Raw genomic sequence first — 12284 nt, forward strand, 5'->3', positions numbered from 1 at the left:
CTCGTTACCCACTCTGATAGCTGGTCTACCGAACCCAGTCCTGTAACAGCAAAGTCATTACTGCACATCATTGAGTCGAACTCATGAATCACGAAGGCCAGCCGTAGTTGGATAGCAAGACAAAGATACACCGCACAGTGATGCCTCTCGTCCTTACCGAAGTTCTCTCCCACCCAGAATTGACTGGAGCTGTTCAGGTGGATCAAGTCCTCGTCGTTTCCACGTCGCCAACATCGTTGTTATTGTCTCGTGAATCTGGACCCCTTCTGCCGAACGCAGGGTCCGAAACATCTTCCGAAGGACTACTTGCTCGCGCAGAGCCCGCTCTGCGCGATTATTCGTTGAATCAACACCCCGTTCGGTCACGAACGTCAGCCAGTGACCCAAGCCATTGCTGATCTTCTTGATCAGCTGCTGAACCTCTTGGGCCTCGTAACCTTCCCTCACCAGGCCCTCCAGGTGTAAGGATGCTTCCGCCCGCTTCTGCTCGCGGGCGGAAGCGGACGGATCTCCTTCGACGAACGTCGTTAGATCGTCGTGGAGTGCGTGCAACTCTTCAGACAGCCGCTCTGCTTCCTCGTACCGTTCAGCGACGTACTCAGCCTCCCGCAACAGGTGCGCCCAGCACCGCTGCAGTTTCGTGTGATAACTCGAATACGCCGACCAGCCGTCACAACTGAGCGTCGAGTCCTCGGCGAATTCCTCGCCGAGGACGTCTTCTAAGACTCCACTTCCTCGGCTTTCATCAACCCAAAACAGCACTTCGTCATCAGTGACGAACGTCCACGCCCAGTGTTGTTCTCCATCGACCGGAAAGCCTGTTTCATCGCAGTAGACGACCTCACTCTCCCGAATCTTCTCTTTGACATCCTCGTAAGCGGGTCGCAGACCGGCTGCGACCCGCTTAGTCAAGTTGTAGATCGTCCGGTGAGAGATCGGAAGGTCGAAGTCCCAGTCAAACAGCTCGGCCTGTTTCCGGTTCGGCAGTCGTTGATGGAACCGACCGAGAGCGGTTTGGGCCATGATATTTGGCCCAAACCGCCCCTTTTCGGGACAGTCAGGATGCTCAGCAACAACCTCGTTACCACAAGAACAGTGGTGTTTGCCGAGCTTGTACTCGGTAACAGTGGTTGGAACAGGAAGCGGTACGTCAATAATAGTCCGTGAAACGTAGCTATCAGGGCTAGAGAGGATTTGCTCACAGTCTGGACAGAATCCCTGATCAACGAGGATCGTCTCTTCTGGTTCAGGTGCTGTTCGAGTTGTTCCCTCGTGACCTTCGCTGCGTCCAGGCGATGAGTCGCTGGCGGCGTCAGAGTCGCCGCCAGCGTCGTCTTCATCAGGTTCTTGGTCTTCGTCCTCGGTTTGGTCGTCATCGCCTGGTGAATTAGCCGCACCACCCTGTCTACTGGGTGGTGTGTTTGGATTTTCGTACTGCTTGAGGCGAGCCTCAAGCTGTTCGATCTTCTGTTGTTGTGCAGTAATCTGGCGTCGCAGCAGCCGGTTCTCAAGCTTCTTGACTACGAGCTGCTGGCGGAGTAGCGAACTGTCGTCGGTGCGGATCACGGAATCTGTCGATTCCGTTGATCCGCGACTCCCCAGCGACACAGTAATTCAGCAGTAGTGAACGATCTATGAGACTGCTACGAAATCGTCTCGACATGGAACTGCTATCCAACTACTTGGCGTGGATGACGATCGCCCCCGCCAAGGCGGGGGCATCGTCATCAACTGCAGGAGTGATGTTAGATGCCATTAACAGTCAGTCCAGATACTAAAACCGAAGGAGAGGCTCCCCATTAGGGTACCTCATTTGGACCTACGCCGAACGGTTATTTACGCGCCAAGAGCTACTTGGTGTATGGCTCAAGATGGATCCCTTGTTGAATCGCTTCCAGACCGCCCACTCAAAGATACTGAGCGTGACTCACTCGAACGACACGAGAGCATCCAGTCAATAATGCCTCAGACGACGAAATTTGATCCGGAACACGGGATGGTTATGGACACCGCGATGTTCATTGGCTACGACTGGGTGACAGCCGTGACCTACGAAGCAGGTCACGGCTGGAGGGTTGTCTACGAGAGCGGTATGGAAGATAATATCCTCTCAGATGGGTTTCTGCGAAGCGAAGAACTCTACGAAGAGCATCCGATTCAGCAAGGAATGGACGCCATGAGCGCTGTTGCCTCGGAAAACGAAGAATAGTTTCTTTTTTCAAACAGCTTCTCTGAGGACGATCGTAACGGGTGTCAGCTGTATGGTGGTTTGTAGAATTTGAGATCCCGAAGTTGTGGGCGGTAGAGGGAGGGATTTTGTATAGCGATATAAAATATACAAATGCCGAAATAGGCAGTATAAGTCTCGAGACGGTCACGAACACACGTTTCAGGGCTTCAGCCAACTACTTGGCTAAATACCAGTTTGACCAAGTAAATTTACCAGGGTCGACGCCCTACCCCACAGTGACAATCATGGTCGGCGGAAATTCAACCCGAGTAGGGGGTCCAGACGACGAATCCGCGATTCTGATGATCTCCACAGCTATAGAGGTCCAACCGGAGCAAATCGATGAGTTCGTCTCAGCATACGCTGCACCCGGTGATCACATCACAATTTTCGACACTGACTACAATATCGAGGGGACCTACACCTACGATGGCGACTGAACACACTACACAAGGTCAACCTGGCGAAGACTACCCTGTCCAGGTTGCTGTCGATCGCTACCTCGAGTATGGCCTCGAGTCCGGTGGTAGTCGTGCAACCATGAAGCCCGTTCTCGAGCAGTTTGCCACATTCTGCGAACGTGAGGGTGTTGAGGACGTCGGCGACCTCGAGTCGAACGACCTACGAGAGTACGGGCTGTTCCTCCGTGAGAAGAACATCGACAACGAGATCGCCGGCTCGACTGCGAACACCTACTTCGCGTACGTGCGAGCGTTCCTCTCGTTTTGCGTTCGAGACGAGCTACTCTCGACGAACCCGGCGGACACCGAGCGTGCCGAGGAGTTCCTCCCCGAAGACAAACCGACTCGAGAGACACAGTTCTGGACGCCCGACCAGCGAAAACGACTCGTCGCCTACGCAACCGAACGCGTCGAACTCGCACTCGAGGGGAAGATCGACACATCGCGGGAACGGGCCTACCGCAACCGGACTATCGTTGTTTTACTTGCAGAACTCGGCCTTCGCGGAGCCGAACTCTTTCGTGACAGAAACGACGACGACCGGAACGGCCTTCGGTGGGGTGACGTCGACCTCGAGCGTGGCCGGCTGCAGGTCTACGGAAAGTCTCGGGAGTACGAAGCCGTCGGACTCACGGAAATGGCACACGACGCCCTGTCGCGTCTCAAGCGTGTTCAAGGGCCGCCAATCGACAACTGGCCGGTGTTCCCGACTGAACATGCTGCGAGTAAGTACGACGCCGTGGAGAGTGCAACTGGCAACCGACCGGATCCGGGGAGCGACATTGATACAATTCTCCGAGACCGAGAGATCGCGCCGCCGTCGATCACCAAGGAAGCTGGCCGCCAGATTCTGAAGCAGTTGACGAAGGAAGCCCAAATCGAACTCGAGGGCGAGGCGTCGTATCTACAGCCCCACGGCGCACGACGGGCACTTGGTGCCGAGCTGTACGAGAAAGGCCACTCCGAATTGGCACAGTCGGCGCTGCGACACAAGTCGATCGAAACTACACACGAGGCATATAGCGATATCCAAGCAGAGGACGTCGCACAGTCGATCGACAAAATCCGGGAGTAAGCGCTTAGCGAGCGGCAAACGCATGCTATAGTAGCCATTGAAACTCAGTGCGCACCTGATCGCATGGCGACTGTGCGATCGGTGTGCAAACAGCATCAGCTGCCACTATAGATGAAAGTCAGTCGGGTAGCAAAACAGTACGAGATGTCTCTATTCGAATAAGACGATTGCAGTTGGGCCCACAGTGGTTCTGGTCAACGCAGGCAGAAGTCTCTGAGCGGACGGTGTAACTCGGAGGCATGACGAATGAGCAGGGAGTGCAGCCCTGCTCAACACACCACAGGGTGTGAGTGGGGTATGGTTAGGCGTCGATCTCGACGTTGGTGCAGGTGACGACGAGATCATATAAACATGTTTGCTGTTGCCATATAACTCTGATGGTTAGTGACACGGTCTGAAGATCTCCCAGAGCCAATTGATACCAATTTGAATTACAATTTATCAACATTTACTAGTGACCACCTGTGTCGACGTGCTCTCAGATGAAACTGGAGGTGCTACGTTTCCTTCCGCAGCGAGCGAATAGAAATGCCGCATAAAATTAAGCTTGAGACCTAGTCTCGAGTAGCTCGTCGTACAGCCGCGCAGATCACGTTCATACCAGCGTGGGCCTGCTCTTCTGTGAGTACAAGCGGTGGGATAAGTCGAAGTATGTTCTTGTCCCGACCAGCATACCATACCAACACACCGTTCCGGTAGCATTCAAGCTGGATCTCTTCAACAAGATCAACTGCTGGTTCGCCACCTTCGCGGAATTCAACTCCAATGAACATTCCTTTGCCACGGACATCAACGATCTCGTCGACGTCTTCAGCCAGTTCGCGGAATCGGTCGCGAATTTGGCTTCCAACCGTGCGGGCATGAGCCAGTAGATTGTGCTCTTCGACGTATTCGATCGCTCGGATCCCCCCTACGAATGCTGGAACGTTTCCACGGAATGTACCGACGTGACCGCCGGGACCCCAGGTGTCGAACTTTTCGTGATAAAGCATAGCACCGATTGGAAGGCCAGAGCCGCTAATCGCTTTAGCCATCGTCATCGCGTCTGGCGTCACGTCCCAATGCTCAGCAGCAAACCATTCACCTGTTCTGCCGAAGCCAGTCTGAATCTCGTCGAAAATCAGCAAGGCGTCGTTATCGTCGGCAATATCGCGTAATCCCTGGAGAAATCCTTTTGGTGGGACGACGACTCCACCTTCGCCTTGGATCGGTTCGACCCAAATCGCAGCGGGTGACTCGTGTCCCCCATATGGGGACTCAAACTTTCGTTTGACGGCGTCAAGTGCTCGAGCACAAACATCCTTGCCACAGCAGTTATCAGCTGGACAAAAAGATTTTACACCATCTGAAAAAGCAGAATCAGCCGGATCTGGGAACGGTACATGAACAGCATCGGCTAGCAGAGGGCTATACCCCTCTTTGTAACTCTTACCAGCGGTGAGACTAAGCGCGCCCGCCGTCGTCCCATGGTACGCCCCTTCGAAGGCAAGGAGCCCATGACGATTGGTGTTATGTTTCGCCAGCTTGATCGATCCCTCGATCGCATCACTCCCGCTTGGACCGCCAAAGATGACTTTGCTATTGCCGCTTAGCCCGCTAGGTGCGATCTTATCGAGTTTCTCGATGAACTCAACACGAGCCTCGGTTGGAAAGTCAACTGTATGAGTTACCTGATCGAGTTGGTCATGAACTGCATCAAGAACGTAGGGATTGGCGTGACCGACGTTTAAAACCCCAATGCCCGCGAAGAAGTCGAGGAAGACGTTTCCGTCAACGTCGCGGATTGTCGCACCACGTGCGTCATCAATTGCCAGCGGGAGCCGACGAGGATAGGCAATTGCATTGCTGTCCACTTCGCGCTGGCGCTCGAGCAGTTGTTGTGCAGTTGGTCCCGGCGGATCATCGACATCTGGCTCAGTTGTAAAGTGTAGGTCGTGAATTTGTGGTCCAGTTCCCATGAGTGATGTTATTTATCACGATGACTTAGATTTTGCTGTCTGTTGGAGTTTGGAGATTATAGTTGAAAATCCGGTTTAAAAGGATCGGTAATAAATTGATGGTATGTGTTTACCCCGAGGACGCAACAGCGGGCACAGCCTGAGCTCGTGAAATCATCTCGTTGTTTCGAGCGATTCGCTTGAACTCTTCGTAAGGATTGCGTCCCTGCTGGCGGCAGGTCGCCAGCAGGGACAGCAGAGTCTCGTGAACGAACATACCGCGGTCGTTCCGGAGCGTTCCGATGAGCTTCCGGAGAACTACCGGCTCACGAAGCGCATTTTCGGCGGCGTTGTTCGTCGGGGAGACCGCTGGCTCACCGACGAAGGTGAGCCAGTGGTCGAGACCTCCTTCGATCTTTCCGAGTAGTGTTGCCACTGGTCCGTCGGGCACTGACCGCTCAATCAACGATTCAAGCTCTCTCCGCGCCACACGTTGTAGTTCTGCTCGCTCACGGACTGTCAAGTCGCTCTCCAGCCGAGTCTGGAGAGCGACGTACAGCTGTTTGAGAGCACGGTAGATCGGTTCGCCTTCCGCCTGCTTCTCGGCGGCGTCTTCAGCCTCCCGTAAAATATGCGCCCAACACCGCTGGAGGTTGCTGCTGAAGGCCGGATACGCCGTCCAGCCATCACAGATGACCGTTCCCGCGAAGTCCTCGCCGAGGACTTCTGCGGGAACATCACTTCCTCGACTCTCCCTGAGCGCGTACAACGTGTGGTTCTCGGTGGTGAACGTCCAGATCCACGCCTGTTCGCCGTCTCGTTTGATTCCAGTCTCGTCAACGTGGACAACGTCGGCTTGTTGGATCTGGTGGCGGATCTGCTCGTATTCACAGCGACCGGCGCGCGCAGCGCGCTCGGTCGCGTGCCATGCGGACGCGCCCGACAGCACCAGTCCGTGGAGTTGCTCAAAGCGGTCGCCGATCTTCCGGTAGGGAAGGCGGTGGTCGTACCGAGAGAGCGCCGCCTGTGCGATGACGTTCACCCCGAACTGCCCCTCATCGGGGCAGTCGGGGTGTGAGGCAACAGTCTCAGTTCCACAGGAGTGACACTCGTAGTGGTGCCGGTTGTACTGTGTGACTTCCGGTGGCTGTGGGTCAGGGAGTTCCTCGACGAGTCGGGGGCTGACGCCCGCCGACTCGTCGAACGCTTCACCGCACTCTGGACAGCAGTCACAGGTAACCTCGATTTCTTGATCTGCATCGGGAGCCTCGCGCCATTCTGGGTCGTGTCCGGATTTTCGGCCAGGCGTGCCACCGTCAGTACGTGGCTGTTCGTCGTCCTCGTCCCCGCCGGACGAGGACGACTCCTCCTCGTCCGGTTGGTCCTTGCTCGGTGGTGTGTGCGGTCCCTCGTACCACCGGAGCTTTGCTCTGAGGCGCTTGTTCTCCTGTCGCAGCTGTTTGTTCTCTTCTCGAAGCTCTTGGTTTTCTTCGCGGAGCTGTTCGACCTCTTCCTCAAGCGAAGTAAGGCGTGCGAGGATTTCCTCTTTGGTAGGGTCGGAAGAAGTCATGAGCAGGCAAGACGGGATGGTCTCCAGTCCGGAGACCATCCCTCGAAGGTGCATTCGTTTGCCTGCTGCATCGATCTACGGCACCAGTTGGGTGGCTCCTACGAGAGACTATCGAAATCAGTCTGGGGCTAAACACGTACAATTGATGTATTCTTGTCCTGTTGATCGCAAGACGGCATAGGGGCGGGGTCAGTAATTCGGCGAGCCATGGCGTTAGAAGCGGTATTCTGGATACAGAAGATGCAGTAGCGGTGGCTAAAGGTGGCTGTCGAAGAGTCAGAACTATGGTAGCTAGCGATCTTGTTCTGATGACGACGGCGATACCTCTCCCGGATACGTCCGGAGAAGGGGAGCAGGCGGCGAGCCCTAACTCGCCGCCTGCGTGAGGTTATGCACGATGCACTTCCGCGTGAGCTCCCGGAACTGGCCGTGCCAAGTCCGGGAGCGTAGTTTCTCGCCGTCGTCTTCCTTCAACTGCGAGAAGCCCGTTTCACTCATCCACCGCTGGTTGTAGTCCTCGTTCATCCGGGCGTTGTGAGCCTTCTGAAGCGGTGTCTGCTCTCTGTGTTTGATCAACGGTCGCGTCGAGTTGGAGCGACACTCCTCGCGGAGCTCACCCCACGAGTAGTTCGCATCAGCGGACAGGACCCGCAGGTCTTCCGCGTTCCGGCGGAAGACCTGCATCCCGATATGGCCGTCCCACGCCTTCTGCGTGGTGAAATGAACGTCTTTGATCGCTAGTGAGTTCACGTCGATCAAGATCGTCGTCTTCATCGACTGGAACGAGTAGTTCGCGCGGTCGCGGTAGTGGTAGCTGGTCTGATCGCGTTGGAAGCCACTGGCGTCGATTGCAGCTTCACCGCTCCAGCCCGCCTGCTCCGCCGAAGCGCGGAGCAGGCGGCGGAGTTCACGCATCTGGTACTCTTTCTCCCAGCGACAGAGGGTCGTATGGTCTGGCGAGGCTTCGAGATTCAGTTCCTCACGGATGGCGAGAGAATCGTTAAACCACGCTTCGGTCTCGCGGAAGCTTTTGTCGAGTTCAGCGTGCATGAGAATCAAGGCGATCTGAACCCACTCGGCGAACCCGCTGTCGCCGTCCGGCGCAGCGGGTTCGTCTGGGTTATCAGCGTGCTGTTTAGCAAGGTGCTTACACTTCTTCACCAGCGGTCGTTTCGACCTCATACCGCAAGACAGCGTCCAATTCCTCCGTCAATTTCACGAAATCACTCGCAGACCGACTGCACAGTCCGCTGATCGGACCCGCAACAAGGCAAACAAACTGGAACACATCCGCAAACTGCTCCGGGCCGAGGAAGACGAAGTCGTCGCCATCCCGGAGGAGGACAACCACGGAGAGTACTTCGAGCCGATGGAAGACCGGGTGCGGTACCGGGTCTTAGGGATCAAACCGGTTGCTTCATCCAACCGTGAGTCGTTCCGCCAGAGCATCGTCCGGACCTACGACGACATCCACAATCCTGCCGACCAGACCTATCGACGGGACCTGGAGCAGGAGATTGACCGCACCCCGGTCCCGGCCGACCCATCGGACTACGAGCTCATCCTGGGCTATCTCTACAGGAAAAGTGAGGGCCGGGCACTCCAGAACTCGATCCGTGACCTCGCCGATGACATCAGTGACGGCCGGCTTGACCCACCGTTCCTCTCTGGTGACTCAAGCAAGGAAGCGATGCGTCGGCACATCGGAATGGGCGAGTTCGACGCCGAACCCGTCGTGTTGGCGAATCTCGTGATCTCCCTGGGGATCGATATCCCTGAGCTGAACAATCTCATCCTGTATGGTGCGCCACGATCGATGTCCGAACAGATGCAGACCATCGGACGGACAGGACGGGACGCAGCAGCAGGCCACGCCACGATCCACCTGTTCCCGACGAACCCTCGAGACCTCCACATCCACGAGCAGTTCCACACCCTGCTGTCCGACATCACGGACTACTATGAGCGGGCGGCGATCCAGCCGACGAATCCCTACCTGGCGGATGAACTGTTCGACTGTATCCTCGGCCCGTTCCTCACCATCGAACTGGCCATCGAGGAGGAACCACACGATATCGGGTCACTCGCCGACATCATGGAATACACCGACGAACCCCGCTCAAATCCGCATATTACGCGGGTGCTTGATGACCTGCTTACCATTTTCGTGCCGGACTCAATCGATCTCGATGAGAACCTGCAACACGAGATCGAGGACAACGTGACTGAACGACTTATGACCTACATCGGCTACGAGACCCAGGAAGGTATCTGGCGGCGACAAGCCTACGACGACGCCGACCAGAACGTCAACACCTGGCTACGCAACCGGGCAGACGGCCTCAATCTCCGCGGCTCGGACGCCGGCCACGTCAGTGAACGAATCGAGTGGGGTACTGAGACCCTGACCGGAGGTGACCAAGCATGACAGGACCGACCCCGTACCAGACCCTGCTGAGCTGTTACCCCAGCCGGCTCCGGTACGCCGGCCAACACCGGATGCGGTGTATCGACATCGACAACTGCGACCCGATCACCAACCTCGAACAGCTCCAGGACGATATCGCTGACCAGATCACCGACCTTGACACCGCGCGGTACCAGTACTTCGAGCAAGCACGTCACCAACAACAAGTCAATGCTGCAGGCGACGACCACGACGGTGACGGCAACGGCGATCAGCAGGCCGACGCTGATGGGTCAAGGGCATCATCCGCCTTAGACCGGTTCCAACAAAACGGCCAGGACACACAGCACGGCGACGATGACGGGCAGCCGGACCCGGGCCAGACAGCAGATTATGATCGGGACGACATCGAGTTGATGGAGATCACCCGGGATTCAGAGCTGGTCATGGCCCCGTACCCACGGAGCTTCCACTGTGTGGACTGTGGCCACTTCGAACTCTTAGACGGTGCGACGATCAACAGCGACACACCACCGACGTGCCAGTGCGACCAACACGGTGGGGGGAGGATGGAGAATTTCCCGTACGTCTTTGTCTGTCCCCGGTGTGCGCGGATGGAACATCCCAGCCCCGAACTCCACCTAGACGACGACCATCCAGGCCGGGTACGATGCCCGGAAAACGACTGCAATGGGCATCTCCACGTCCAGACAGCCGACAGCCTCTGGGACGTCCGCTTCCACTGCTCAGACTGTTCCTACAGCCGACGTCTCGAATCCAACTGTCCGGACTGTCACCGCCCCGCCACCGACGCCGAGCCGGAAGTCCAGTCAGAGTTCCGCCCCATCGTTGCGGACGCGACTCTCACACGGCCGCTCATCCTCAGCAACCTGTACAGCAGCCGCGGTATCCGGTTCGACGATATGCAGGCAGCGAGCCGCGGTGACCAAGCCGACGACCCGTATCACTGGACCTTGGACATCCTTGCCGAACCGAGCCAAGCAACGGTTCGTGACCTCTTCGGCATCGAGGAAGTGTTCACGGTCCAAGACGTCGACAGTGCGACCGCGGTCTACGGGTACGAAGCGACGGTCACCTCGATCAACACCGATCTCGGTGAGGCCGGCCGGTTGGCACGGACGTTCGCGGGGCACAACAGAGCCCGCCGCGCCTTCATGACCTATGAATCCGGTCGCTGCCTCGTGTTCAAATTCGACGAGGACCGCCTCCTCACAGCAGCCACCGGCGAGGAGGATCCGGACGTTACCTATGAGGAGCTTGCGGAGGCCGAGCTCGCCGATCTTGATGAGGCAGACTCCCGCGACCTCATCGGTGATACGACTTACCGGTTAGTCCCTGTCCTCCACGCCCTCCAACATGCCCTGTACAAAGCTGCCATCGAGGAAGCCGGGCTCGAGGACTTCCTGGGAGCGAAGCTATTGGTCCGGGATGGCGCGGTCGTCCTCGTCGAACGCGACGACGTCGGGGCCGGCGGGCTCACCCAGCTCACCATCAACTCCGACGGCGGCATCCTGCTCTCGTACTTCCACCGCGTGGCCGACATGCTCGAAGAATGCACCCGGGACTGCGATGACAGCTGCCCCGCCTGCGTCTACCTGGATGACGCACAGTGCCACCCGTTCATCACCGATGAGGTCCAGGGCTACACACCTCCGAACTCCTTGCTGGACAGACAGAGCGCAGCCGAGGTGATGTCCTATGAGGAGTGAAGACGTCTACATCTGGATCCTCAACCAGCTCCTCGAAAACGGCCAGGTTACCGTGACGGAGCTGGAAGCGGAGTTCGGCGAGGGGACGGACGAAGTCCTGTTCGGGCAGGACTACCTCCGACGACAAGCCAGCAACGATGTCCTTGACCGGGACGCCGGGACGTACCATTTGCTTGATCGGGCGGAGCTTGCCGCCCAGTACCGGGAGATGACGGAGGAAACGCCACCGCAGCCACTGGATTTCGATATGGCTGCTGTCATCAGTATCCCTTCCTCGCTCCGTTCAGACTGGGATAACGACGACATCTCGGCCGATTTCCCGGTGTTCTCCCTCAAGCAAGCGTTACAGCGTACGATCACGGAAGCAAATAATGACCTCTACCTTGCTGTTCCGTTTTTCGAACTTGATGGGTTCAATATCTTAGAAGACGAATTTCTGGAAGCAGCGGACAACGGGGTTCACCTCCACGTCCTCACTCGGGAAGTCTTTAACCCTCGGAATGAGGACAGTATCTTCCACAGCAAGAAGCTGAAAGCTCTTCGCGAACTCGTCGAACGCTACCAGAGCCGTGCACCGAACGGTGATTTCATCGAGGTACGAAATTTCTATCACCAGATCGGACCAGGCAATTCAGCCCTGGATATGAGTATCCATTCCAAAATGGTGGTTGCCGACCACTCCCTCGCTTACATCGGCAGCGGCGAGGTTCGGGACAGTTCTATGAACCTCAATGGTGAAGCAGGCTATCTCATCACCCGCGAAGACGACGTCGCTTTCTGGGATCAGTTCTTCCATTTCTTTTGGACTAAAGCTGATCCAGTCTCCCGGGGCTACCTCGACGAGCAAATACAGTAATTGGAATTGGTCCGCTGA

General features: G+C 56.7%; 10 protein-coding genes. 6 read left to right on the forward strand and 4 right to left on the reverse strand.

Annotated features, from left to right (window positions below; genetic code table 11):
• Positions 1 to 153 precede the first annotated feature (153 nt).
• The gene (gene tnpC / locus ACYQ0R_RS15750) at positions 154 to 1608 is read right to left on the reverse strand and encodes an IS66 family transposase (protein WP_459820641.1); all 1455 of its coding nucleotides are present in this window, start codon (positions 1606 to 1608) and stop codon (positions 154 to 156) included.
• Positions 1609 to 1861: 253 nt separating this feature from the next.
• Between tnpC (ACYQ0R_RS15750) and ACYQ0R_RS15755 the strand changes: the two genes are divergently transcribed.
• The 3 genes from ACYQ0R_RS15755 to ACYQ0R_RS15765 all read left to right on the forward strand — a co-directional run bounded on the left by ACYQ0R_RS15755 (position 1862) and on the right by ACYQ0R_RS15765 (position 3766).
• Positions 1862 to 2209 carry a DUF7964 domain-containing protein gene (locus tag ACYQ0R_RS15755; protein ID WP_459825849.1) on the forward strand — a complete coding sequence of 116 codons (348 nt, stop codon included), beginning with the start codon at positions 1862 to 1864 and terminating at the stop codon, positions 2207 to 2209.
• A gap of 41 nt (positions 2210 to 2250) precedes the next feature.
• Entirely contained in the window at positions 2251 to 2670 is a 420-nt protein-coding gene (locus ACYQ0R_RS15760; RefSeq protein ID WP_459825851.1) for a hypothetical protein, read from the forward strand.
• Between the two features lie 100 nt (positions 2671 to 2770).
• The gene (locus tag ACYQ0R_RS15765; RefSeq protein ID WP_459825853.1) at positions 2771 to 3766 is read left to right on the forward strand and encodes a tyrosine-type recombinase/integrase; all 996 of its coding nucleotides are present in this window, start codon (positions 2771 to 2773) and stop codon (positions 3764 to 3766) included.
• Positions 3767 to 4320: 554 nt separating this feature from the next.
• Here ACYQ0R_RS15765 and ACYQ0R_RS15770 read toward each other — a convergent pair.
• From ACYQ0R_RS15770 to ACYQ0R_RS15780, 3 genes are all read right to left on the reverse strand, one after another.
• Positions 4321 to 5724 carry an aspartate aminotransferase family protein gene (locus ACYQ0R_RS15770; RefSeq protein ID WP_459825855.1) on the reverse strand — a complete coding sequence of 468 codons (1404 nt, stop codon included), beginning with the start codon at positions 5722 to 5724 and terminating at the stop codon, positions 4321 to 4323.
• Between the two features lie 109 nt (positions 5725 to 5833).
• Positions 5834 to 7312, reverse strand: coding sequence for an IS66 family transposase (gene tnpC, locus ACYQ0R_RS15775; protein WP_459825920.1), 1479 nt, complete (start codon positions 7310 to 7312; stop codon positions 5834 to 5836).
• Between the two features lie 327 nt (positions 7313 to 7639).
• A complete protein-coding gene (locus tag ACYQ0R_RS15780) occupies positions 7640 to 8455 on the reverse strand; it encodes an IS5 family transposase (protein ID WP_459820819.1) in 816 nt (271 codons plus the stop codon).
• Positions 8456 to 8642: 187 nt separating this feature from the next.
• Here ACYQ0R_RS15780 and ACYQ0R_RS15785 point away from each other — a divergent pair, with 187 nt between their 5' ends.
• From ACYQ0R_RS15785 to ACYQ0R_RS15795, 3 genes are read left to right on the forward strand one after another with little or no spacing between them, the layout of a single operon-like run.
• Positions 8643 to 9701 (forward strand): helicase-related protein, encoded by a 1059-nt coding sequence (locus tag ACYQ0R_RS15785; protein ID WP_459825857.1) that lies wholly within the window; start codon positions 8643 to 8645, stop codon positions 9699 to 9701.
• Positions 9698 to 11410, forward strand: a complete 1713-nt coding sequence (locus ACYQ0R_RS15790; RefSeq protein WP_459825859.1) for a hypothetical protein — start codon at positions 9698 to 9700, stop codon at positions 11408 to 11410. The genes ACYQ0R_RS15785 and ACYQ0R_RS15790 overlap by 4 nt, the downstream gene beginning before the upstream one ends.
• On the forward strand, positions 11400 to 12266 hold the full coding sequence (locus tag ACYQ0R_RS15795; protein ID WP_459825861.1) for a phospholipase D-like domain-containing protein: 867 nt from the start codon (positions 11400 to 11402) through the stop codon (positions 12264 to 12266). The genes ACYQ0R_RS15790 and ACYQ0R_RS15795 overlap by 11 nt, the downstream gene beginning before the upstream one ends.
• Positions 12267 to 12284: the final 18 nt, after the last annotated feature.

The sequence above is a fragment of the Halorubrum luteum genome, from assembly GCF_054652935.1.

Excerpts from the sequence above, each read along its gene's own strand:
- ACYQ0R_RS15755 (WP_459825849.1), top strand. The coding sequence starts at position 1,862 with ATGGCTCAAGATGGATCCCTTGTTGAATCGCTTCCAGACCGCCCACTC.
- ACYQ0R_RS15765 (WP_459825853.1), top strand. The coding sequence starts at position 2,771 with ATGAAGCCCGTTCTCGAGCAGTTTGCCACATTCTGCGAACGTGAGGGT.
- ACYQ0R_RS15770 (WP_459825855.1), bottom strand. The coding sequence starts at position 5,724 with ATGGGAACTGGACCACAAATTCACGACCTACACTTTACAACTGAGCCA.
- tnpC (WP_459825920.1), bottom strand. The coding sequence starts at position 7,312 with ATGGTCTCCGGACTGGAGACCATCCCGTCTTGCCTGCTCATGACTTCT.
- ACYQ0R_RS15780 (WP_459820819.1), bottom strand. The coding sequence starts at position 8,455 with ATGAGGTCGAAACGACCGCTGGTGAAGAAGTGTAAGCACCTTGCTAAA.
- ACYQ0R_RS15785 (WP_459825857.1), top strand. The coding sequence starts at position 8,643 with ATGGAAGACCGGGTGCGGTACCGGGTCTTAGGGATCAAACCGGTTGCT.
- ACYQ0R_RS15790 (WP_459825859.1), top strand. The coding sequence starts at position 9,698 with ATGACAGGACCGACCCCGTACCAGACCCTGCTGAGCTGTTACCCCAGC.
- ACYQ0R_RS15795 (WP_459825861.1), top strand. The coding sequence starts at position 11,400 with ATGAGGAGTGAAGACGTCTACATCTGGATCCTCAACCAGCTCCTCGAA.